The sequence below is a fragment of the Streptomyces megasporus genome (genome assembly GCF_000718985.1).
Classification (GTDB): domain Bacteria; phylum Actinomycetota; class Actinomycetes; order Streptomycetales; family Streptomycetaceae; genus Streptomyces; species Streptomyces megasporus.
This window is the reverse complement of the sequence record NZ_JODL01000001.1, coordinates 195,890-217,663: the sequence shown is the minus strand read 5'-3', so window position 1 is coordinate 217,663 and position 21,774 is coordinate 195,890. Positions and strand designations below refer to the sequence as shown.

Sequence of the window (21,774 nt, the reverse complement as noted above, 5' to 3'; positions counted from 1 at the left end):
GTTGGAGGTGTCCTGCGAGGCCATGCGGGCACCCTTCGTTGCTTTTGCCTAGATCCCGACGGGAGAGGATACCAAGTGGTACTTGTCGCCACTGTTGCGCGCTGTTCGGTTGCGGGCACACAGCGCGCAACGACCTACCATGGCTGTCGCGTGCTTCGCGGCCGTGGCCCTGATGCTTTTGATCGTCTTGGCGGCAACGAGACGCCGAGCAAGTTGAGGTCGGCGTAGCGGCTTTGGGCGGGAGCTGCCTTGGGGCGAGAGATCGGGGCCCGTACGCTGGCCCGCGAAATCGGGCTGGCTCCTGGCCTGCCCGCAAGTGCCCGATGTGGGCCCCGATCGTAGAGGCTCGCCCCAAGGTGGCTGCGTAAAGCCGCGGAGCCGACCGCCCCAGCCGCGATGGCGCCTGGTCAGCAACCCGGGTGCTCGCTGCTGACGCGCGGCCGGCGGACGCCGGGGCGGAGCGGGGCGGAGACAGGAGCGCAGGCCCGGCGGGGAGCCGGGCCGCGCGCGGCGAGCGGCAGCGAGCCGCCCTTGAACTCGTAGAGAAGGTTGTTACTCAGTCGGCCGGTTGGGCTGGCGTTGACGGTCTCGCTCGATGGCGTAGGCGACCGTCTCGGCACACTGAACAGCGACTTGGAGTCGGTTGAGCACGTCTCGACGGGCGGCCTCGATGAGGTCTTGGTGCGTGGTCTGGTCGGTGCTGGTCCGGGGGATCCAGAAGCCGCGGTGGCTGTGCTCGGAGACGACGTCTTGGCAGGCGCGGACCACGGCGTTCAGGGCGGCGGTGATCTCGTAGCGGTACAACTGCTCGTTCTCGGCGGTGCGGTCGTGGGTCATGGGCGGGGCCTTGTTGTGGGGTGGGCAGTGAGCAGGTAGCGCACGGCGTCGTCGAAGATCGTGTACGTGTACAGCGCGCCGGAGGCGAGAAGGGCCATCGCGTGCTCGTGCTCCTGGTCGTCGGCGAGCCAGTGGAAGACGGGCCGGGCGGCTGGTGGGTCGAGTTGGTCGCTGATGTGGCGGGCTCGTTGTCGTAACCAGCGCAGGGCGAGCCGCGGTGAGCTGGTGGGGTGGGAGCCGAGCCAGAAGGTGCGGCCGTCGTCGGGGGTGTGGGCGATCGCCTCGCACCAGTAGGAGCGGGTCAGCATGGCTGGGCTTCCCGCGTGGCCTGCTGCGGTGCGTAGGCGGGGAGTTGGACGGTCACCGTGTGGCCGTGGCCATCGTGGTGGATCTCCAGTGCTGCCGTGAGGACGGTGACGATGGCCAGTCCTCGGCCGTGGGTGGCGTCGGCGTCGGGGTGGGTGATCCGTGGATGTGTGGTGCTTCCGCCGGTGTCGGTGACGGAGATCGTCACGGCCTCGACGGTTCGGGCGATGGTGACGCGGAAGGCGGGTCCGGTGGTGTGGGTGACCGCGTTGGCACCCAGCTCGGTCACGATCAGTGCCGCGTCGTCGGCGCACGGACTGTCGTCGAGGATGTCGCGCGTCCAGCGGCGGGCGCGGCCGACCTCGGCCGGAAGCCTTGGACAGGAGAGTTCCCAGACCTGCACCGTACTCGTATACTCGTCCATACAAGTTCCTTCGTGCTGGTAGGCCGCCGTGGGCAGTGGGTTCGGGCTAGACGAGTTTCACGCCGTCGTGCGCTCGGACGGCCGGCGGGGCTGCCGCGTCCAGTGCGTCCAGGACGCGCACGGCGTATGCCTCGTCGGCGAGTTCGGTGACGTCCTCGCGGGTGGCCCAGCGCAGGGCGTACGTCTCGTCCCCGGTGGTGGGGGCGCCGTCGATCGCCTCACAGCGGAAGACAAGGGAGACGATCAGGCCGGTCATGTTCTTGTAGACGCCGGTCAGGGTCGCCGGAAGGGCGATCTTGATGCCGGTCTCTTCGAGGACCTCGCGCTGGAGGGCCTCGGGGATGGTCTCGCCCGGTTCGAGGACTCCGCCGGGCGGCTCCCAGTGCCCGTTGTCCCTGCGCTTGATCAGCAGGGCCCGGCCGCAGTCGTCAACGATGACTCCGGCGACGCTCACGGAGTGGGGGCGTTCAGCAGTACTCACGTTCTTGGGTCCCCTTACCTGGCTAGGCTCTCCACCGTAGCAACGACACCCAGGTGCTCGTCTAGATATCTAAAGGAGTAAAGATGGCGGCTCTCTCCCCCGGCGTTCTCGGGGCGCTGGACCCGACCAGCGACCGCGCGGTGTTCCGGCAGATCGCCGACCAGATCCGCGAAGCCATCGACAAGGGCCGCTTCAAGGAGGGCGACAAGCTGCCGTCCGAGGCGGAGTTGGTCGAGCACTACGGCGTCTCGCGGATGACGGTGCGCAACTCGCTGTCGATTCTCCAGACCGAGGGCCTGGTGGTCTCCGAGCACGGCAGGGGCGTCTTCGTCCGGCCGCGCCCGCCGGTGCGGCGTCTGGCCTCGGACCGGTTCGCCCGGCGCCACCGGGAGCAGGGGAAGTCGGCGTTCATCGTGGAGGCGGAGGCGGCCGGAAGTAAGTCGGAGGTGGACAGTCTGGAGGTCGGGGAGGAGCGGCCCAGCCAGGACATCGCCGCGCGTCTGGGCTCGCCGCGGCGGGTGCTGGCTCGTCGGCGCCGGTATCTGCTGGACGGGCGGCCGGTGGAGTTCGCCACCTCCTACCTCCCGCTCGACCTGGCGCGGAACACCCCGATCGCCCAGCCGAACCCTGGCCCCGGCGGCATCTATGCCCGACTGGAGGAGATGGGGCACCGCCTGGACCACTTCGACGAGGAGATCAAGGCCCGGATGCCCACACCCCAGGAGGTCCGGACGCTGCGCCTCGCCTCCGGCGTGCCGGTGATCCACCTGATCCGCACCGCGTACGACACAGAGGGGCGCGCGGTGGAGGTCTGCGACACGGTGATGGCCGCTGACGCCTACGTCCTGGCCTACCAACTGCCCGCCAACTGACGCCCTGGGGTGACGAGGTGCGGTGCGGCCCGGTGCGCGGCTTCTCTCGACTCGTACACGCCCACAGGCATACTCGTATAGACGAGTGGGCAAGCTGTGTGGCACAGTGTTCCGCGTTCCCAGCTGACTTGGGATCAGGGCCACGCATCTTGTCTAGATGACTAGATGCCATAGCTTCCGCATGCCTCAAGGAGAGAAGAAACGTTGCGCACCATCCGTGTGGAGACTTCGACCGCCACGATCCTGCTGACCGAGGCACCCGAGAAGAAGGTCCGCGACCGGCAGACCGGCGAGGTCGCCAAGGACGCCGTGACCGGCGAGACGTTGATGACGGTCGGCGTCGTCTACATCGACGAGGGCGAGTCCGCGCTGATCCGGGTGACCGTGCCGGAGAGCGGCGTCGCCGAGGGGCTGGCTCTGGGCGCCCCGGTGTCCCTGCCGGGCCTGGTGGCCAAGCCGTGGGAGAACGTCTTCAACGGCCAGCAGCGGCACGGCATCGCCTTCCGGGCCGCCGCTGTCACGCCCGGCGCCGTCCCGGCCGCGGTGGGGGCCTGAGCCGTGTCGGACCTGATGACGTGGGTGGAGGTGGCCGGTCCCGTTGCCGTACTCGGTGGCGGGGCCGCCGCCTGGGCCAAGTCCCGGTATCCGGCGGCCTGGTGGCCGGTGGCGGGCCTGCCGGTGTCGGTGGCCCGGCTGGTCACCTCGTACGGGGCGGTCATGGACTCCTGCGGGCTGACCGTGCCGCCCTCCCGGCTGCGGGTGCTGGCCACCTGGGCGACCAGTCGCCGGGAGGTGAGGCCGGTGCCGCCGCGCCGGGGTCTGATACGCCCGACCTCGACCGGCCTGCGCCTGCGGCTGCGGCTGGCGCCGGGGCAGGAACCGGCCGACGTGGCCGCCTCGGCCGAACGGCTCCGCCACGCCTGGGGCGTCCACGCCGTCTACGTGTCGGAGGTCAAGCCGGGCACGGTCGAGCTGCGCCTGGTCGGCTTCGACGTGTTGGACCGGGTGCGGATGCCGCGCATGGTCGAGGGCGGGTTCCTCGGAGTGCCGGTGGCGCTGCGGGAGGACGCGACCGCCTTCGTCCGCGACTACCGCACCGTTCCGCACGAACTGGTCCTGGGGGCCACGCTGTCGGGCAAGTCCATGTACCTGCGCAACCTCATCGCCGGCCTGGCCCGGCAGCCGGTCGCGCTGGCCGGGATCGACTGCAAGCGCGGGGTGGAGCTGGCCCCGTTCGCCCCGCGGCTGTCCGCCCTGGCCACCGATCCGGGCGAGGCGGCCGAGCTGCTGCCCGCACTGGTGCAGGAGATGGAAGACCGCTACGACCTGATCAAGGCCCGGCAGGGCCTCGCCCCCGGCACCCCGAACGAGGAGATCACCTCGGACGTCTGGGGCCTGCCGGACGACGAACGGCCCGTGCCGATCGTGCTGGTCGTGGACGAGGTGGCCGAGCTGTTCCTGGTCGCTTCGAAGAAGGACGAGGAGCGGCGGGACGCGATGGTCACCCAGCTCGTCCGTCTCGCCCAGCTCGGCCGGGCCGCCGGGATCTACCTGGAGGTGTGCGGGCAGCGGTTCGGCGCCGAGCTGGGCAAGGGGGCCACCATGCTCCGCGCCCAGCTCACCGGACGGGTCTGCCACCGGGTGAACGACGAAGCCTCGGCGAAGATGGCGCTTGGCGACATCGCCCCCGAAGCGGTGGAGGCGGCCTGTTCCATCGCCCCTGAGCGGCCGGGCCTGGCCGTGGCCGGTGACACCTCCGGCGGCTGGTCCCGCATCCGCACTCCCTACCTGTCCCTGGGTGACGCTGCCGCCGTCTGTCGGGAGACGGCGCACCTCGTCCCGGACGTGCCCGCCCTCGCCCCGTTCCGGCCGCACGTTCCGGCGGTCCCGGTCGAGCGGCCGACTCCGCTGGTCACGCCGCGACCGGTGACCGACTGACCCACCCCGCCCCGACGGCCGGCGCGACCGCATCGCGCCACGTCCCTACCCCACCCATGCCAGAAATCGGAAGGAGGTGCCGCTCATGCGCCGCTACTTGGCCCGTGTCGACGCCGTGCTGATTCAGGCCGTGATCGCCGGTGCGCTGTCCTTCGCCCACCTGCACGACCTGGCCGCAGCGGCCGGACAGGACGGCTGGAAAGCCTGGGCCTACCCCATCTCGGTGGACCTGCTGCTGGTCGCCGCCTGGCACCGCATCCGCACCCTGCAAGCCGCGGGGGCCTCGGCTCGCTCGGCCTGGTGCTGGTTCGTCATCGCCCTCGCGGCCTCGCTGGGGGCGAACGTCGCCACCGCCGGCCTCCTCGACCTGACCGACGTGCCCGCCTGGCTGCGCATCCTCGTCGCCGGGTGGCCCGCGCTGGCCTTCTTCGGCGGCACCCTGCTCGCCCACACCCGACCCGAACCCGACCCGGACGAGGAGCCTGCCGACCCGGACCCGGCCGTCACAGTCCTCGAACGCGGCCCCGAGCCGGAACCGGAGCCGACACCCGAGCTGCCCGCCCCTCAGCCTGCGCCGGCCCCGGCGGTGCCCGCCGCCCCGGCCGCTCCGGCTCCGGCGGTCCCGGCCGCGCTGGTCGAGCACGCCCGGAAGGTCGCCGACGCCCATCGCGCCCGGACCGGCGCCCCGATCGACACCGACACCCTGCGCGTCCGGCTCGGCGTCCCCGCTCCGCTGGCCGACGCCATCGCCGCTCGCCTGGGCCGAAGTGGCCATCCCACACAACCGCATCGGGAGGAGGTGAGCAGCTCTACGACTCCTCTCGCCACGGGCGGTGCATGAAGAGGATCAGGCCCACGCTGGAAGCCCACATGCCGCACATAAAGATCAATTGGTGCCACTCCCAGCCAAGCCACAACCGACCGGCTACTGCAGCGCCTGCGACGACCAGTGCCTGACCGATGACCATCAAGATCACTCGCGTTCGTCGGCTCACTCCGCCCCCCTCGCGCCCTGCTCACCGCCTCAAAGGTGCTGCCGCGGCACCGACAACCGTCGTGCCTGCGCCGCACTCACGAACCGGCAACCAGACCTCACCCCGGCCATATCGCCATCCGGACATGGCCTCTTGCCCTGATCTACCAGATCACCGCCCGCCCCTCATCTGCCCCGACAGGAGGACTGCTCATGCCCGCGCACCGCCGCTTCCGCCGCGTCGTCCGCATCGGCCCCGTGCAGGTCGGCACCGCCTACGACGGCCGGGGCCGTGAGAAGCACACCGCCGCCTGCACGGCTCCGCGCTGCGGCTTCTCCGCCGACTACGACAGCCGGGCCGCCGCCGAGCTGGCCGCCCGTACCCACCGCTGCCCCGTCCGCTGACCGGAGGTTCCGTGACCGTCTCCCTGCCCCTGGTCCTCGTCCTGGGCGTCATCGCCTGGGCCGCGATCAAGTTCCTCGGAATCCGCCTGTGGGTCGTCGTGGTGATCGCCCTCTTCGGCTTCTACCTCGCCGACACCTTCCTCGCCCCCGCCATCGACACCGGCACCCGCACCGGAGTCGAGATCGTCAACGGCACCAACGACTAACCGGCCGGTCGGGGCGGCCTCGATACCGCCAAGCATCCCGCCGCCCCGACCGGCCTCGCTCCCTCGTCCGACCCGCAAGCCAGACAAGGAGAAGCCCATCATCCCCCGCACCACCCCGCCGCCGCTGAAAGAACTCGGCAGACTGGCCGCCTGGGGCAGCCTGCCCGGCCTGGTCCGCCAGCTCTCCGGCCTCGGCGGCTGCACCACGCCGATCCGACTCGCCGGCTACCGCGCCGAACACGCCCTCGACACCACGACCGGGGAGATCGGCCCGGAACTGCACCGGCTGGACTCCACCGACCTGCCCGCCGGTCACCTGCTGGTGCGCTGCAACAACCGCCGCACCACCCGGTGCGCCACCTGCGCCGAGACCTACCGCCGCGACACCTACCACCTGATCACCGCCGGACTGCGCGGCGGCAAGGGCACCCCCGAAGACGTCGCCGCGCACCCGCGCGTCTTCGCCACCTTCACCGCGCCCAGCTTCGGCCCGGTCCACAACCGTCCCGACTCCGGCCGCTGCCGCTGCGGCACCCGCCATCCAGCCGACGATCCCGCCCTCGGTACCCCGCTGGACCCGGAGCGGTACGACTACGAAGCGGCGGTGCTGTGGAACGCGCATGCCGGGGCGCTGTGGCGGCGCTTCTCGATCTACCTGCGCCGGGAGATCGCCAAGCGAGCCGGGCTCACCCAACGCGCCTTCCGCCAGTACGCGCGGGTGTCCTTCGCCAAGGTCGCCGAGTACCAGAGGCGCGGCGCGGTCCACTTCCACGCCGTGCTCCGCCTCGACGGCCCGACCGGCGGCGACTCCCCGCCGCCGTCCTGGGCCAGTGCCGAGCTGCTGACCGACGCCATCCGGGCCGCCGCATCCGCCGCCCGGATCACCGGCCCGACCCTCGACGGACGGCACCATGTCTTCGCCTTCGGCCGTCAGCTCGACGTGCGGCCGATCCGCTCGGCCGACCTCGGCGGCGGCACCGAGCTGACCGACCGGGCCGTCGCCGCCTACATCGCCAAGTACGCCACCAAGGGCGCCGAGACCGCCACCGGCACCCTCGACCGGCCGCTGAAGTTCCTCGCCGAGCTGGCCGGACTCGACCTCTCCGACCACGCCCGGCGCATGATCCGCACCGCCTGGACCCTCGGTGCGCGTAAGGACCTGGAACACCTGCGGCTGCGGGCCTGGGCCCACATGCTCGGCTTCCGCGGCCACTTCTCCACCAAGACCCGCCGCTACTCCACCACCCTCGGCGCCCTCCGCCAGGCCCGCGCCGAATGGCAGCGGCTCCAAGCCGCCATCGCACGCGGCGAGATGTCTCACGATCCGTCCGCCGAGTCGGAGGAGACCACGCTCGTCCTCGCGCATTGGACCTTCGCCGGCACCGGCCTCACTGCGGGCGAGCAATGGCTGACCGATGCCCTGACCGCTAGCAACACGGAAGGAGAACCCACGTGGACCGCCGCCGCGACGAACTGATGACCGTCCCGCAGATCCTCGCCGAACTTGGCGGTGTCTCCCGCCGGACCTTCTACCGTTGGCGGGAGCTTGGGCAGGCTCCCGAAGCAATCAAACTGCCCAACGGGGAACTGCGGGTCTGGCGGAGCGACTTCACCGCGTGGCTGAACCGGCTCGGGGAGGCGGCGTGAAGTCCCACGACGTACGGGTCTGGGGAATCCGCAAACGGCCGACCAAGACGCCTTCCTATGACGTGCGCTGGAAGGTGGGGGACCGCCCGTTCTCCGAGACGTTCCGGACCAAGGCGCTCGCCGACAACTTCCGGGCCAAGCTCCTGCGGGCGACCCAGAAGGGCGAGGAGTTCGACACGGGGGCTGGCCTCCCGGACTCTATGGCGCCTGCCAAGCCATCTCTCACCTGGTACGACTTCGCGCGTAAGTACGTCGCCATGAAGTGGCCCCATGCCGCTCCGAACTCTCGCGACAGTCTCAATGAGACCATGACCCTGGTCACCACCGAACTCCTCAGTGACCGCCCCGGCCGCCCGGACGGGAAGGTGCTGCGCCGTGCCCTTCGCGGCTGGGCCTTCGTCATCCGTGCCACGGACGAGGAGGGACCACCGGTGGAGATCGCCAACGCACTTCACTGGGTCGGGAAAGCCTCGCTGCCCCTGGCGACGCTCAAGGAACCTGCCGACGTCCGGCGCGTTCTCGACTCGCTCAAGCTCACTCTCTCGGGAGCTCCGGCCGCTGCCGAGACCGTACGGCGCAAGCGAGCTGTCCTGTTCAACGCGCTGGCGTACGCCGTGGAGCTGGGGGAGCTGCCGGAGAACCCACTCACGCTGGTGAAGTGGAAGCCGCCCAAGGTCGCCAAGGAGGTGGACCGCCGGGTTGTCGTGAACCCTCGGCAGGCTCGTGAGCTGCTGACGGCGGTCTCATACGTGGGCGGTTACCGGCGGGCCCGCGGGCGACGGCTGGTCGCCCTGTTCGCATGCATGTACTTCGGCGGCCTGCGCCCGGCCGAAGCGGTCGCGCTACGGCGCCAGGACTGCATCCTTTCCGAGACAGGCTGGGGCTCGCTGATCCTGGAGAAGAGCCGCCCGACCGTGGGCAAGCGCTGGACTGATACCGGCGCGGTGCATGATGACCGCGGCTTGAAGAACCGCCCGACGAACGAGACCCGCATCGTCCCCATCCCGCCCCGCCTGGTGCGGATGCTTCGAGAGCACCTGGAGGAGTTCGGCGTGGCCGAGGACGGCCGGCTGTTCGCCAACGAGCGTGGGGGAGTGGTGATGTCCTCCACCTATTGGCGGGTGTGGGACGAAGCCCGGCGCCTGGCGCTCACGCCCGAACAGGTCGCCTCCCCTCTCGCAGGCCGTCCCTACGACCTGCGGCACGCTGCGCTGTCTTCCTGGCTCAACGCCGGGGTGGACCCCACCGAGGTAGCGGAGAGGGCGGGCAACAGCGTGGAAGTACTGCTGAGCCGCTACGCGAAGTGCCTCGACGGCCGCCAGGACGTCGCCAACCGTCGCATCACCGAGTTGCTGGGCGAAGACGGCTAGGGCCACGGGTAACTGGCAGTACCTAACCGATACCCCTGCAGCCTACTCACGTGAGTAGGCTGCAGGGGTTTTCTCATGGGCTGACCTGCGCTGACGGCCTTGGGCTCTGTCCGCGAATAGTCCACGGCACCCGACATTCAGCCGCATCCGGTGGCACATGGCTGCGCACACAGCAACGCCCCGCACTCAGCATCGTGGCTGGTGGCGGGGCGTTTTGGCACCTCGTGAAGGGTGCCCCCGGCAGGATTCGAACCTGCGCACACGGCTCCGGAGGCCGTTGCTCTATCCCCTGAGCTACGGGGGCGTGTCGGCGGCGATCCACTGATCGCTTCGACGGGTAGAACACTACCAGCTTCCGGGGGGTGCGTCGGAACAGGGTTTCCTCCCAAGGGCGGGCGGAAAGGGGGAAAAGCCGGACGCGGAGGCGGGCGCGGCCCTACTCTCGGAGTGTGCCTGGCGTGTCCGGCCGGGTCCTTGTGGTGGACGACAACAAGGTCATCCGGCAACTGATCAGGGTCAACCTCGAACTCGAAGGATTCGAGGTCATGACCGCGGTCGACGGTGCCGAGTGCCTGGAGGTCGTGGAGCGGGTGCGGCCCGACGTGATCACGCTCGACGTCGTCATGCCCCGGCTCGACGGCCTGCGGACCGCCGAGCGGCTGCGGGCCGGCGAGCGGACGCGGAACGTCCCCCTGGTGATCGTCAGCGCGTGCACGCGCGCGGAGCTGGAGAGCGAGCGGGCGCGTGCCGCGGGGGCGGACGCGTTCGTGGCCAAGCCGTTCGAGCCGATGGAACTGGTACGGGTGGTGCGGAAGTTGGCGGCCGGGGGACGCGGGACGGGCGGGGCCCGTGGTGCGGAGTCCGCCGTGTGGCCGCCCGCTCGGACGCACCGCCCGGTGTGAGGTGCGTGTCATCCTTCGGAACACGTTCGCGCCTCCCCGCCCCTCCTCCCATACCCTTGTCGCGTGACTCCCGCCCAGCTCTCGCGCACTGTGCTGCGCACCGTGCGCCGCGCCGCCGGAGACGGTGTGCTGGGCGAACTGTCCGCGGACGTGCTGGAGGCGCTGTCGGAGCGGATCACCGTGGGCAGACCGCCCCGGCCGGGGTGCGGTGACTACGCGACCAACGCCGCCCTCCGACTCGCCGCCGTCACCGGCAGGCCCGCCCGGCACGTGGCCGAGGTCCTGCGGGAGAGGCTGGCCCGCGAGGAGGGCGTGGCCGAGGTGGCGGTCGCCGGGCCCGGCTTCCTCAACGTCACCGTGTCCGGGGCGGCGCGGGCCGAGCTGGTGAGGGTCTTGGCGGAGGGGGACGAAGGCCCCTCCGCGGCGTCGACCGACCCCGCGCGCGACACCGAGCGCTGGGCCGCCGCCGGCGGCGGGACGCCCTCGCTGGAGCAGCGGGAGGGCAACCCCCTCTTCCTGGTCCAGTACGCCCACGCCCGCGTCCGGGCGCTGCTGCGGAACGCGCGCGACCTCGGCTTCGGCCCCGAGGCCGGTGCGGACGGGTACGCCTATGACGAGCCCCGGGAGTCGGCGCTCCTCGGGCTGCTCGCCGAGTACGAGCGCCACCGGCGAGCCGCCGCCGACGCTCCCGACCGACTCGCCCGCCACTTGGAGACGGTCGCCGACGCCTTCCTCGACGTTCAGGGGGCGGTCCTGCCCATAGGGGAGGGGAAACCCCAGGCCGCCCACCGCGCCCGGCTCGCCCTCGCCCAGGCCGCCGGGACGGTGCTGGCCGGCGGCCTGACCCTGCTGGGCGTCACAGCACCCGCACATCTCTGATGGAGATCACGAAGCGACCATGAGCCGTTCCGCACACCCCGCCGGGCCCCGCCACGCCGACGTGCTTCCCGAGGGGCACCACGCCCCGCCGCCCGCCGACCTCAACGCCCTCGACCCGCGGGTGTGGTCCCGCACCGTCACCAGGAACGAGCGGGGCGTCGCCACCGTCGGCGGGATCGACGTCGTCACGCTCGCCGAGGAGTTCGGCACCCCCGCCTACGTCCTGGACGAGGACGACTTCCGGGCGCGCTGCCGGGCCTGGCGCGAGGCGTTCGGCGACGGCGCCGACGTGTTCTACGCCGGCAAGGCGTTCCTGTGTCGCGCCGTGGTGCGCTGGCTGGCGGAGGAGGGACTCAACCTCGACGTCTGTTCCGCCGGTGAGCTGGCCACCGCCCTGGCGGGCGGCATGCCGCCCGAGCGCATCGCGCTGCACGGCAACAACAAGTCCACCGCCGAGCTGGAGCGGGCGATCGAGGTCGGGGTCGGCCGGATCGTGCTGGACTCCTTCCAGGAGATCGTCCGCGTGGCGCACATCGCCGAGCGGCTCGGCAGGCGTCAGCGCGTGCAGATCCGGGTGACGGTCGGCGTCGAGGCGCACACCCACGAGTTCATCGCCACCGCCCACGAGGACCAGAAGTTCGGGATCGCCCTCGCCGGCGGGCAGGCGGCGGAGGCCGTGCGGCGGGTGCTGAAGCTGGACAGCCTGGAGCTGGTCGGCATCCACTCCCACATCGGTTCGCAGATCTTCGACATGGCCGGTTTCGAGGTCGCCGCGCGCCGCGTGGTGCAACTGCTGACCGAGATCCGCGACGAGCACGGCATCGAGCTGCCCGAGATCGACCTCGGTGGCGGCCTGGGCATCGCCTACACCTCCGACGACGACCCGCGCGAGCCCCACGAGATCGCCAAGGCGCTGCACGACATCGTCGCCCACGAGTGCGAGTCCGCCGGGCTGGCGGCGCCGCGGCTGTCGGTCGAGCCGGGCCGGGCCATCGCCGGTCCGACGACCTTCACCCTCTACGAGGTCGGCACCGTCAAGGAGCTGCCGGGCCTGCGGACGTACGTCAGCGTGGACGGCGGCATGTCCGACAACATCCGCACCGCGCTGTACGACGCCGAGTACTCCGTCGCGCTGGTCTCCCGCACCTCCGAGGCGCAGCCGATGCTCTCGCGCGTGGTGGGCAAGCACTGCGAGAGCGGTGACATCGTGGTGCGGGACGCCTTCCTCCCCGCCGACCTGGCCCCCGGCGACCTGCTCGCCGTCCCGGCCACCGGCGCGTACTGCCGCTCCATGGCGAGCAACTACAACCACGCCCTGCGACCGCCGGTGGTGGCGGTCTCGGGCGGCAAGGCCCGGGTGATCGTCCGACGTGAGACGGAGGAGGACCTGTTCCGCCTGGACGTCGGGTGACCCCGTCGGCCCCGGACACCGCCCGGAACGGGGCCATCTCAAAAACAGAGGTCAACGTCTCGCATGCTGGATGCGGTGGGGAAACCGCCGGCTCGTACGTGAGACTTGACGTACCGGATCGTGAAGATAGCGAGGACTGATGATGCGTACGCGTCCGCTGAAGGTGGCGCTGCTGGGCTGTGGGGTCGTCGGCTCAGAGGTGGCACGCATCATGACGACGCACTCCGAGGACCTCGCCGCCCGGATCGGCGCCCCGGTCGAACTGGCCGGGGTCGCCGTCCGGCGCGCCGGACGCGTCCGGGAGGGCATAGCGCCCGAACTGATCACCACCGACGCCGCCGCCCTGGTCGCCCGGGAGGACATCGACGTGGTCGTCGAGGTCATCGGCGGCATCGAACCGGCCCGCGCCCTGATCACCTCCGCCTTCGAGCACGGCGCCAGCGTCGTCACGGCGAACAAGGCGCTGCTCGCCGAGGACGGCTCGGCCCTCCACGAGGCCGCCGAGAAACACGGCGTCGACCTCTACTACGAGGCCGCGGTCGCCGCCGCGATCCCGCTGGTGCGCCCGCTGCGCGAGTCCCTGGCGGGCGACACCGTCAACCGGGTCCTGGGCATCGTCAACGGCACCACCAACTTCATCCTCGACCGGATGGACTCCACCGGCGCCGGCTACTCCGAGGCGCTGGACGAGGCCACCGCCCTCGGATACGCCGAGGCCGACCCGACGGCCGACGTCGAGGGCTTCGACGCCGCCGCCAAGGCGGCGATCCTCGCCGGCATCGCCTTCCACACCCGCGTCCGCCTGGACGACGTGCACCGCGAGGGCATCACCGAGGTCACCGCCGCGGACATCGCCTCCGCGCGGCGCATGGGCTGCACGGTCAAACTGCTGGCCATCTGCGAGCGCGCCGCCGACGGGAGGTCCGTCACGGCCCGCGTCCACCCGGCGATGATCCCGCTCACCCATCCGCTCGCCTCCGTCCGCGAGGCGTACAACGCGGTCTTCGTCGAGGCCGAGGCCGCCGGCCGGCTGATGTTCTACGGTCCCGGCGCGGGGGGCTCGCCCACCGCCTCCGCGGTCCTGGGCGACCTGGTCGCCGCCTGCCGCAACAAGCTCAGCGGCTCCCGCGGGCCGGGGGAGTCCGCCTACGCCCAGCTCCCGGTGAGCCCGATGGGCGAGGTGGTGACCCGCTACCACATCAGCCTGGACGTCGCGGACAAACCGGGTGTCCTCGCCCAGTGCGCCACCGTCTTCGCCGAGCACGGGGTCTCCATCGACACCGTGCGTCAGCAGGGCAAGGGCGGGGAGGCGTCGCTGGTCGTCGTCACCCACCGGGCACCGGACGCCGCGCTGTCGGCGACCGTGGAGGCGCTGCGCAACCTGGACACCGTGCGCGGCGTCGCGAGCATCATGCGGGTCGAAGGGGAATGAGAGAGATGACCGCCACCACCGCCAGCCCTGGCAACACCGCTCCTCGAATGTCCGGCACCCGCCAGTGGCGGGGCGTCATCGAGGAGTACCGCGACCGGCTCCCGGTCACCGAGAAGACCCCCGTCGTCACCCTGCGCGAGGGTGGCACGCCGCTGGTGCCCGCGCAGGTGCTCTCCGAGCGCACCGGCTGTGAGGTCCACCTCAAGGTCGAGGGGGCCAACCCCACCGGCTCCTTCAAGGACCGGGGGATGACGATGGCCATCAGCCGGGCGAAGGAGGAGGGCGCGCGGGCGGTCATCTGCGCCTCCACCGGCAACACCTCCGCCTCGGCCGCCGCCTACGCGGTGCGGGCGGGGATGGTGTGCGCCGTGCTGGTGCCGCAGGGCAAGATCGCGCTGGGCAAGATGGGCCAGGCGCTGGTGCACGGCGCCCGCATCCTCCAGGTCGACGGCAACTTCGACGACTGCCTCACGCTGGCGCGCGGCCTGGCGGACAACTACCCGGTGGCGCTGGTCAATTCGGTCAACCCGGTGCGGATCGAGGGCCAGAAGACCGCGGCCTTCGAGATCGTCGACATGCTCGGCGACGCCCCCGACATCCACGTCCTGCCGGTCGGCAACGCGGGGAACATCACCGCCTACTGGAAGGGCTACAGGGAGTACGCCGACCCGTCGGTCGGCGACGGCGCCCACGCCTCCCGAACCCCGCGCATGTGGGGCTTCCAGGCCTCCGGTTCCGCGCCCATCGTCCGGGGCGAGCCGGTCAAGGACCCGCGCACCATCGCCACCGCCATCCGCATCGGCAACCCGGCCTCCTGGGAGTACGCGGAGGCGGCGCGCGACGAATCCGGCGGCCTCATCGACGAGGTGACGGACCGTCAGATCCTGGCCGCCTACCGACTGCTGGCCGCGCAGGAGGGCGTCTTCGTCGAACCGGCCTCCGCCGCCTCCGTCGCCGGCCTCCTCAAGGCCGCCGAGCAGGGGAAGGTCGATCCGGGGCAGAAGATCGTCTGCACCGTCACCGGCAACGGTCTCAAGGACCCGGACTGGGCCGTGCAGGGCGCCCCGCAGCCGGTCGTCGTCCCGGTCGACGCGGACGCCGCGGCCGAGCGCCTGGGACTGGTGTAACGGAAGTGACGCCGGTGGCGGACGCGGCACCCATGCGGTGACCGCCTCCGCCCCGGGGGCGCACACCCGCGCGCGACACGCATCGTGCGCCTCCCGTACGCCCTATGTCGCTGACGAACGGTCCTTGGTTAGGCTGGGAGTACGTCCCGATCTGGCGTACGGCATGTGCCAGAGGTCAGTGGACCGGTCCGGCCCCCGGCCGCGGTTCCCACCAGACGTCGCGTCGTGTGCCTTCGATCCGCATCAGACACATCCGATCAGCACGGTTACACAAGGAGAGTCATCGAGCGATGGCCGGTCCCGCGTTCCGCGCCGCCGCCGTCCGGGTGCGCACCCCCGCCACCAGCGCCAACCTCGGCCCGGGCTTCGACGCCTTCGGCCTGGCCCTGGGGCTGTACGACGACGTCGTGGTCCGCGTCGCCGACTCCGGACTGCACATCGACATCGCGGGCGAGGGCGCCGACACCCTGCCCCGCGACGAGCGGCATCTGCTCGTGCGCTCCATGCGGACGGCCTTCGACCTGCTGGGCGGCCAGCCCCGAGGGCTGGAGGTGGTCTGCGCCAACCGCATCCCGCACGGCCGCGGACTGGGCTCCTCCTCGGCCGCCATCTGCGCGGGCATCATCGCCGCCCGCGCGGTGACCACCGGCGGCGCCGAGAAGCTGGACGACACCGCCCTGCTGGAACTGGCGACGGAGATCGAGGGCCACCCCGACAACGTGGCGGCCTGCCTCCTGGGCGGCTTCACCCTCGCCTGGACGGACGGCGGCGCGGCCCGGGCGATCAGGATGGACCCCAGTCCCTCCATCGTCCCGGTGGTCTTCGTGCCCGACCGTCCGGTGCTCACCGAGACCGCGCGAGGGCTGCTGCCCCGCACCGTCCCGCACGTGGACGCCGCCGTGAACGCCGGACGGGCCGCCCTGCTGGTGGAGGCGCTCACCCGCCGCCCCGAACTGCTGCTGCCGGCCACCGAGGACCGGCTCCACCAGGACTACCGCGCGTCGGCGATGGAGGAGAGCGCGGAACTGGTGCACCGACTGCGGGCCGACGGGGTGCCCGCCGTGATCTCCGGCGCGGGCCCCACGGTGCTCGCGCTGGTCGAGGACGGCGCCGCCGACAAGGTGGCGCGGCTCGCGGGCGACGGCTGGGCGGCCAACCGCCTGTCCCTCGACACCGCGGGCGCGGGCGTGCTGCCACTGGCGAACACGGGCCAGTGACACGAATGCCGGCCTGGGAGAGGGGGAATGTTTGTTGGGTCCGGTAGTGTTAACCTCAAGTCTGCACTCGCAGCCTCCAGGGACTACCCGAAGGTGGCGCGGTGCTCTCCGTGATCCCATGGGTACAGTCCCATACGGGACCACCCCTTCTTCCGGGAGCCTCCTGAACTGCCTGAGCAGCCTGCCGAGCAGTACCGAGCTCGCTCCGGAACGGCGTGAATGACGCACGTCATCCCCTCACGCCACCTCATGTATTGATTCCTCCGCCGCACATCCTGGCGGAAACCACCGCCCCGGCCCGGTCGAAACAGCGGACCGCAGCCGGACAGCACAACCGGTCGCCGAGCCAGACAGGCCGACGCCCGCTCCAGGGAAGGACCCTTCGTGAGCGATACCACCGATCTGATGGGCGTGGACACCGCCGAAACCGCCACGCCCGCCACGGACGCTCCTGCCGCGCCCGCCTCCGGTACCGCCCCCAGGCGTCGCCGCTCCGGCACGGGCCTCGAGGGCATGGTTCTCGCCGAGCTGCAGCAGATCGCCTCCGGTCTCGGCATCCGGGGCACCGCGCGGATGCGCAAGAGCCAGCTCATCGAGACCATCCGGGCCAAGCAGGCCGAGAACGCCGGGAACGCCGGAGGTTCCGAGAGCGCGGGTGTCGAGGCCCAGTCCGCCACCACCGCCGAGAGCAAGCCGAGGCGCCGCGCGACCTCCAAGGCGCGCACGGGCGAGACGTCCGAGAGCACCGGCGAGGCCGCGCAGCAGCAGATCGACATTCCCGGTCAGCCGGGTGGCGACGAGCAGCCCGCGGGTGAGCGCCGCCGTCGCGACAAGAGCGACGGTCGCCCCGCCGAGGCCCCGGCCGCCGCGGACGCCGGCGAGGACGCGTCCGCCGAGCAGCAGGGCGACGGCGGCAGGAACGCCGACGCCAGGCAGGACACCAAGCAGGACAAGCAGGAACAGAAGCAGGACAAGAGCGGCGACCGCCAGTCCCAGGGTCAGTCCCAGTCCCAGGGTCAGTCCCAGCCCCAGGGGCAGGGCCAGGGCCAGTCCCAGGCCAAGGGGCGGCAGCGCGACCGCCGCAACAAGAGCAACGAGGGCACCGGCGGCCAGCAGGGCCAGCAGGACGGCGGCAACCGCCAGAACCGCGACGGCAGGGACGGCCGGGACGGCCGCGACGACGACTTCGAGGGCGGACGCCGCGGACGTCGGGGCCGCTACCGCGACCGCCGCGGGCGCCGGGGCCGCGACGAGTACGCCGAGCCGCAGGTCTCCGAGGACGACGTCCTGATCCCGGTCGCCGGAATCCTGGACATCCTCGACAACTACGCGTTCGTCCGCACCTCCGGCTACCTGCCGGGTCCGAACGACGTGTACGTCTCCCTCGCCCAGGTCCGCAAGAACGGCCTGCGCAAGGGCGACCACGTCACCGGTGCGGTCCGCCAGCCGCGTGAGGGCGAGCGCCGTGAGAAGTTCAACGCGCTGGTCCGTCTGGACTCGGTCAACGGCATGTCGCCCGAGAGCGGCAGGGGCCGTCCCGAGTTCGGCAAGCTGACCCCGCTGTACCCGCAGGAGCGACTGCGCCTGGAGACCGAGCCGGGGCACCTGACCTCGCGGATCATCGACCTGGTCTCGCCCATCGGCAAGGGCCAGCGTGGTCTGATCGTGGCCCCGCCGAAGACCGGCAAGACGATGGTCCTGCAGTCGATCGCCAACTCCATCACCCGCAACAACCCCGAGTGCCACCTGATGGTCGTGCTCGTGGACGAGCGGCCGGAGGAGGTCACCGACATGCAGCGGTCGGTCAAGGGCGAGGTCATCTCCTCGACCTTCGACCGCCCCGCCGAGGACCACACCACCGTCGCCGAGCTGGCCATCGAGCGCGCCAAGCGACTGGTGGAGCTCGGCCACGACGTGGTGGTGCTGCTGGACTCGATCACCCGACTGGGCCGCGCCTACAACCTGGCCGCCCCGGCGTCGGGCCGCATCCTCTCCGGTGGTGTCGACTCCACCGCGCTCTACCCGCCGAAGAAGTTCTTCGGCGCCGCGCGGAACATCGAGGACGGCGGCTCCCTGACGATCCTGGCCACCGCGCTGGTCGAGACCGGCTCGCGGATGGACGAGGTGATCTTCGAGGAGTTCAAGGGCACCGGCAACATGGAGCTCAAGCTCGACCGGAAGCTCGCCGACAAGCGGATCTTCCCGGCCGTGGACGTGGACGCCTCCGGCACCCGCAAGGAGGAGATCCTGATGGGCGCCGAGGAGCTGGGCATCGTCTGGAAGCTGCGGCGCGTCCTGCACGCGCTGGACCAGCAGCAGGCCATCGAGCTGCTGCTGGACAAGATGAAGCAGACGAAGTCCAACGCCGAGTTCCTGCTCCAGATCCAGAAGACGACGCCGACGCCGGGCAACGGCGACTGAGCGGACGTTCGACGGTTCCCGGTCCGAGTGGACGGACCGCGGGCGAGGGCCGCCCCACCGCACGGTGGGGCGGCCCTCGCCGTCTCGTGCCGCCCGCGTGTCGTGCGGAAACCCGACTGATCTTCGCGAGCGCGGGTACGCCGTCGCTCGTGGAGAGGGAGCGGAGATGGCGGACGAGGACACCACCAGAGGGAAGGCGGAGAGGGAGACGAGTCGATCCCCCCGCTCACGGCGGCGTACGGCGCTGCACGCCGCCGCCTGGGGCACGGCCGGCCTCCTCGCGCTGGCCGGGGTCGGGCTCGGACTCGCCTACCTGAAGGTCGACGGCAACATCGCCGGCATCGACATCGACTCCATCCTGGGCCCCGACCGTCCCGCCGACGTCCCCAACGGCTCGCTGGACATCCTCCTGCTCGGCTCCGACAGCCGCTCCGGTGAGAACGGCCGCTACGGCCGCGACGACGGCACCGCCCGCTCCGACACCGCGATGATCGTGCACGTCGACGAGGCGCACGAGCGGATGAGCGTCGTCTCCATCCCCCGGGACACCCTGGTCGAGCGGCCCGAGTGCGACAAGCGCGGAGGCGGCACGGCGCCCGCCGCGCGACGGGCGATGTTCAACAGCGCCTACGAGGTCGGCGGCCCCGCCTGCGCGGTGAAGACGGTCGAGTCGCTGACCGGCGTCCGCATGGACCACTACGTCGAGATCGACTTCACCGGCTTCGAGAAGGTGGTCGACGCGCTCGGCGGCGTGCGGATCACCACCGCCGAGCGGATCGAGGACGAGGACAGCGGCCTGCGCCTCTCCGCCGGGGAGCACACCCTCGACGGCGAGCGGGCCCTCGCCCTGGTCCGCACCCGCAAGGGCGTCGGGGACGGCAGCGATCTGGACCGCATCCGGCTCCAACACGCCTTCCTGCGCGCCTTCGCCGACCAGGTCCGGAGCGTCGGACTGCTCTCCGACCCCAAGAGGTTCTACGACCTCGTCGACACCGCCACCTCCGCCCTCACCACCGACTCCGCCCTGGCCTCGACCTCCGCCCTGGCCGGCCTCGCCAAGGCCGTGGGGGACATCGAGTCGCGGGACATCCAACTGGTCACCCTGCCGGTGCGGTACTCCTCCGCGGACCCCAACCGGGTGGTGCCGATCGGACGGCAGACCAAGCGGATCTGGGCGGCGCTCAAGGCGGACCGGCCGATCCCCGCGTCCGTGACCGAGGGATCGGCGGCCGAGGAGGCCGGTCGGGGGCGCGGGGGCCGGGAGCGCGGTGACGGGGAACGGGGCGGAGGGCAGACCGCGGCGGAATAACGGGTGCGGCCTCCTGGTTTTGGGAGGCGCGCCCAGTAATGGCAAACTGGTGCGTCGGTCCCGGTTCACGCGCAGGCAGCGACCTTCAGCAATCCTTCCGCCCGCCATCGGGCGCGAGGAGCCGGTGCGACCCGGAGCCCTCCCGCAACCTAGGAGACACCTTGAAGCGCGACATCCACCCGGAGTACGTGGAGACCCAGGTCAGCTGCACCTGCGGCAACTCCTTCACCACCCGTAGCACCGTCACCGGCGGCGCCATTCGCGCCGACGTGTGCTCGGAGTGCCACCCGTTCTACACGGGCAAGCAGAAGATCCTCGACACCGGTGGCCGTGTGGCCCGCTTCGAGGCCCGCTTCGGCAAGAACGCCGGGTCGAGGAAGAAGTAGCGACCCACAACGCCGGTCCTCGGCCGCCCCGGAGGGCGGTCGGACCGGCGTTTTGCCGTCCAGGGCAGCTCCCTTCCCACACATAAGGAATTCAACGATGTTCGAGGCGGTCGAGGAACTGATCGGCGAACACGCCGACCTCGAGAAGCAGCTCGCCGATCCCGCCGTCCACGCCGACCAGGCCCGCGCGCGCCGGCTCAACAGGCGCTACGCCGAGTTGACCCCCATCGTGGGCGCCTACCGGGCCTGGAAGAGCACCGACGACGACATCGCCACGGCCCGCGAGCTGGCCGCCGACGACCCGGACTTCGCGGCGGAGGTCAAGGAGCTGGAGGCCCGGCGCGAGGAGCTGACCGAGAAACTGCGGCTGCTGCTCGTCCCGCGCGACCCCAGCGACGACAAGGACGTCATCCTGGAGATCAAGGCGGGGGAGGGCGGCGAGGAGTCCGCGCTGTTCGCCGGCGACCTGCTGCGGATGTACCTGCGCTACGCCGAGCGGCAGAACTGGAAGACGGAGATCCTGGAGGCCAACGAGTCCGACCTCGGCGGCTACAAGGACGTCCAGGTCGCGGTGAAGACCAAGGGCGGAACCCCGGAGCCCGGCCAGGGCGTGTGGGCGCGACTGAAGTACGAGGGCGGCGTCCACCGTGTCCAACGGGTGCCCGCCACCGAGTCCCAGGGCCGCATCCACACCTCCGCCGCCGGCGTCCTCGTCCTCCCCGAGGCCGAGGAGGTCGACGTCGAGATCAGCCCGAACGACCTGCGGATCGACGTCTACCGCTCCTCCGGCCCCGGCGGCCAGTCCGTGAACACCACCGACTCCGCCGTCCGCATCACCCACGTGCCCACCGGCATCGTGGTCTCCTGTCAGAACGAGAAGAGCCAACTGCAGAACAAGGAGCAGGCGATGCGCATCCTGCGCGCCCGGCTCCTCGCGGCGGCCCAGGAGGAGGCGGAGAAGGAGGCGTCGGACGCGCGCCGCAGCCAGGTGCGTACCGTGGACAGGTCGGAGCGCATCCGTACCTACAACTACCCGGAGAACCGGATCTCGGACCACCGGGTGGGATTCAAGGCGTACAACCTGGATCAGGTGCTGGACGGCGACCTGGACGCGGTGATCCAGGCGTGTGTGGACGCCGACGCCGCGGCCAAGCTCGCCGCCGCGCAGTAAACCGCGCGGCGGTCGTCAGACCGGCGCGACAAGGCTCGTACGGGACGGGTGGAGGACGAG

The 21,774-nt window shown here is 71.3% G+C and carries 23 protein-coding genes and 1 tRNA gene; 19 read left to right on the top strand and 5 right to left on the bottom strand.

Annotated elements, in window-relative coordinates; genetic code table 11:
- Nucleotides 1–552 precede the first annotated feature (552 nt).
- From IF47_RS0100915 to IF47_RS0100900, 4 genes are read right to left on the bottom strand one after another with little or no spacing between them, the layout of a single operon-like run.
- On the bottom strand, nt 553–837 hold the full coding sequence (locus tag IF47_RS0100915) for a hypothetical protein (RefSeq protein ID WP_031505909.1): 285 nt from the start codon (nt 835–837) through the stop codon (nt 553–555).
- Nucleotides 834–1,145: a hypothetical protein gene (locus tag IF47_RS0100910; RefSeq protein ID WP_037731675.1), complete on the bottom strand. Its 312-nt coding sequence runs from the start codon at nt 1,143–1,145 to the stop codon at nt 834–836. Before IF47_RS0100910 ends, IF47_RS0100915 begins: the two co-directional genes overlap by 4 nt.
- Nucleotides 1,139–1,567 (bottom strand): ATP-binding protein, encoded by a 429-nt coding sequence (locus IF47_RS0100905; protein ID WP_037731674.1) that lies wholly within the window; start codon nt 1,565–1,567, stop codon nt 1,139–1,141. Before IF47_RS0100905 ends, IF47_RS0100910 begins: the two co-directional genes overlap by 7 nt.
- A 46-nt stretch (nt 1,568–1,613) precedes the next feature.
- Nucleotides 1,614–2,021: an NUDIX hydrolase gene (locus tag IF47_RS0100900; RefSeq protein ID WP_031505906.1), complete on the bottom strand. Its 408-nt coding sequence runs from the start codon at nt 2,019–2,021 to the stop codon at nt 1,614–1,616.
- 110 nt (nt 2,022–2,131) lie between these two features.
- Between IF47_RS0100900 and IF47_RS0100895 the strand changes: the two genes are divergently transcribed.
- From IF47_RS0100895 to IF47_RS0100850, 9 genes are all read left to right on the top strand, one after another.
- Entirely contained in the window at nt 2,132–2,920 is a 789-nt protein-coding gene (locus tag IF47_RS0100895; RefSeq protein WP_031505904.1) for a GntR family transcriptional regulator, read from the top strand.
- Between the two features lie 204 nt (nt 2,921–3,124).
- Nucleotides 3,125–3,475 (top strand): SCO3933 family regulatory protein, encoded by a 351-nt coding sequence (locus IF47_RS0100890; RefSeq protein ID WP_031505902.1) that lies wholly within the window; start codon nt 3,125–3,127, stop codon nt 3,473–3,475.
- 3 nt (nt 3,476–3,478) lie between these two features.
- A complete protein-coding gene (locus tag IF47_RS0100885; RefSeq protein ID WP_031505901.1) occupies nt 3,479–4,858 on the top strand; it encodes an FtsK/SpoIIIE domain-containing protein in 1,380 nt (459 codons plus the stop codon).
- 85 nt (nt 4,859–4,943) lie between these two features.
- The gene (locus IF47_RS0100880; protein ID WP_078591462.1) at nt 4,944–5,699 is read left to right on the top strand and encodes a DUF2637 domain-containing protein; all 756 of its coding nucleotides are present in this window, start codon (nt 4,944–4,946) and stop codon (nt 5,697–5,699) included.
- Nucleotides 5,700–6,044: 345 nt separating this feature from the next.
- Nucleotides 6,045–6,236 carry a mobile element transfer protein gene (locus IF47_RS0100870; protein ID WP_031505898.1) on the top strand — a complete coding sequence of 64 codons (192 nt, stop codon included), beginning with the start codon at nt 6,045–6,047 and terminating at the stop codon, nt 6,234–6,236.
- A gap of 11 nt (nt 6,237–6,247) precedes the next feature.
- Nucleotides 6,248–6,442 (top strand): hypothetical protein, encoded by a 195-nt coding sequence (locus IF47_RS0100865; protein ID WP_031505897.1) that lies wholly within the window; start codon nt 6,248–6,250, stop codon nt 6,440–6,442.
- A gap of 142 nt (nt 6,443–6,584) precedes the next feature.
- Nucleotides 6,585–7,919 (top strand): replication initiator, encoded by a 1,335-nt coding sequence (locus IF47_RS0100860; protein ID WP_425423543.1) that lies wholly within the window; start codon nt 6,585–6,587, stop codon nt 7,917–7,919.
- Entirely contained in the window at nt 7,919–8,089 is a 171-nt protein-coding gene (locus IF47_RS0100855; RefSeq protein WP_031505895.1) for a helix-turn-helix transcriptional regulator, read from the top strand. Before IF47_RS0100860 ends, IF47_RS0100855 begins: the two co-directional genes overlap by 1 nt.
- Nucleotides 8,086–9,459 carry a tyrosine-type recombinase/integrase gene (locus IF47_RS0100850; RefSeq protein WP_031505894.1) on the top strand — a complete coding sequence of 458 codons (1,374 nt, stop codon included), beginning with the start codon at nt 8,086–8,088 and terminating at the stop codon, nt 9,457–9,459. Before IF47_RS0100855 ends, IF47_RS0100850 begins: the two co-directional genes overlap by 4 nt.
- Before the next feature lie 232 nt (nt 9,460–9,691).
- On the opposite strand, the gene IF47_RS0100845 is transcribed toward IF47_RS0100850, so the two are convergent.
- Nucleotides 9,692–9,763 (bottom strand) — tRNA-Arg (locus tag IF47_RS0100845).
- A gap of 145 nt (nt 9,764–9,908) precedes the next feature.
- On the opposite strand from IF47_RS0100845, the gene IF47_RS0100840 reads away from it, so the two are divergent.
- The 10 genes from IF47_RS0100840 to prfA all read left to right on the top strand — a co-directional run bounded on the left by IF47_RS0100840 (nt 9,909) and on the right by prfA (nt 21,714).
- Nucleotides 9,909–10,361: a response regulator gene (locus IF47_RS0100840; protein WP_078591461.1), complete on the top strand. Its 453-nt coding sequence runs from the start codon at nt 9,909–9,911 to the stop codon at nt 10,359–10,361.
- 63 nt (nt 10,362–10,424) lie between these two features.
- Nucleotides 10,425–11,240, top strand: coding sequence for a DALR anticodon-binding domain-containing protein (locus IF47_RS0100835; protein WP_031505891.1), 816 nt, complete (start codon nt 10,425–10,427; stop codon nt 11,238–11,240).
- A gap of 19 nt (nt 11,241–11,259) precedes the next feature.
- Entirely contained in the window at nt 11,260–12,651 is a 1,392-nt protein-coding gene (lysA, locus tag IF47_RS0100830) for a diaminopimelate decarboxylase (RefSeq protein ID WP_031505890.1), read from the top strand.
- A gap of 139 nt (nt 12,652–12,790) precedes the next feature.
- Entirely contained in the window at nt 12,791–14,083 is a 1,293-nt protein-coding gene (locus IF47_RS0100825) for a homoserine dehydrogenase (RefSeq protein WP_031505889.1), read from the top strand.
- A 47-nt stretch (nt 14,084–14,130) separates the two neighbouring features.
- On the top strand, nt 14,131–15,210 hold the full coding sequence (thrC, locus tag IF47_RS0100820; protein WP_031505887.1) for a threonine synthase: 1,080 nt from the start codon (nt 14,131–14,133) through the stop codon (nt 15,208–15,210).
- Between the two features lie 290 nt (nt 15,211–15,500).
- Entirely contained in the window at nt 15,501–16,427 is a 927-nt protein-coding gene (gene thrB / locus IF47_RS0100815) for a homoserine kinase (protein WP_031505885.1), read from the top strand.
- A gap of 384 nt (nt 16,428–16,811) precedes the next feature.
- Nucleotides 16,812–18,848 (top strand): transcription termination factor Rho, encoded by a 2,037-nt coding sequence (gene rho, locus IF47_RS0100810; RefSeq protein ID WP_031505884.1) that lies wholly within the window; start codon nt 16,812–16,814, stop codon nt 18,846–18,848.
- Between the two features lie 166 nt (nt 18,849–19,014).
- On the top strand, nt 19,015–20,157 hold the full coding sequence (locus IF47_RS0100805; protein WP_051716733.1) for an LCP family protein: 1,143 nt from the start codon (nt 19,015–19,017) through the stop codon (nt 20,155–20,157).
- Nucleotides 20,158–20,318: 161 nt separating this feature from the next.
- Nucleotides 20,319–20,543 (top strand): 50S ribosomal protein L31, encoded by a 225-nt coding sequence (gene rpmE / locus IF47_RS0100800; RefSeq protein WP_031505882.1) that lies wholly within the window; start codon nt 20,319–20,321, stop codon nt 20,541–20,543.
- Between the two features lie 97 nt (nt 20,544–20,640).
- The gene (gene prfA, locus IF47_RS0100795) at nt 20,641–21,714 is read left to right on the top strand and encodes a peptide chain release factor 1 (protein WP_031505881.1); all 1,074 of its coding nucleotides are present in this window, start codon (nt 20,641–20,643) and stop codon (nt 21,712–21,714) included.
- Nucleotides 21,715–21,774: the final 60 nt, after the last annotated feature.

Coding starts and splice junctions, on each gene's coding strand:
- IF47_RS0100915 (WP_031505909.1), bottom strand. CDS start 837: ATGACCCACGACCGCACCGCCGAGAACGAGCAGTTGTACCGCTACGAG.
- IF47_RS0100910 (WP_037731675.1), bottom strand. CDS start 1,145: ATGCTGACCCGCTCCTACTGGTGCGAGGCGATCGCCCACACCCCCGAC.
- IF47_RS0100905 (WP_037731674.1), bottom strand. CDS start 1,567: ATGGACGAGTATACGAGTACGGTGCAGGTCTGGGAACTCTCCTGTCCA.
- IF47_RS0100895 (WP_031505904.1), top strand. CDS start 2,132: ATGGCGGCTCTCTCCCCCGGCGTTCTCGGGGCGCTGGACCCGACCAGC.
- IF47_RS0100880 (WP_078591462.1), top strand. CDS start 4,944: ATGCGCCGCTACTTGGCCCGTGTCGACGCCGTGCTGATTCAGGCCGTG.
- IF47_RS0100870 (WP_031505898.1), top strand. CDS start 6,045: ATGCCCGCGCACCGCCGCTTCCGCCGCGTCGTCCGCATCGGCCCCGTG.
- IF47_RS0100855 (WP_031505895.1), top strand. CDS start 7,919: ATGACCGTCCCGCAGATCCTCGCCGAACTTGGCGGTGTCTCCCGCCGG.
- lysA (WP_031505890.1), top strand. CDS start 11,260: ATGAGCCGTTCCGCACACCCCGCCGGGCCCCGCCACGCCGACGTGCTT.
- IF47_RS0100825 (WP_031505889.1), top strand. CDS start 12,791: ATGATGCGTACGCGTCCGCTGAAGGTGGCGCTGCTGGGCTGTGGGGTC.
- thrC (WP_031505887.1), top strand. CDS start 14,131: ATGTCCGGCACCCGCCAGTGGCGGGGCGTCATCGAGGAGTACCGCGAC.
- thrB (WP_031505885.1), top strand. CDS start 15,501: ATGGCCGGTCCCGCGTTCCGCGCCGCCGCCGTCCGGGTGCGCACCCCC.
- IF47_RS0100805 (WP_051716733.1), top strand. CDS start 19,015: ATGGCGGACGAGGACACCACCAGAGGGAAGGCGGAGAGGGAGACGAGT.
- prfA (WP_031505881.1), top strand. CDS start 20,641: ATGTTCGAGGCGGTCGAGGAACTGATCGGCGAACACGCCGACCTCGAG.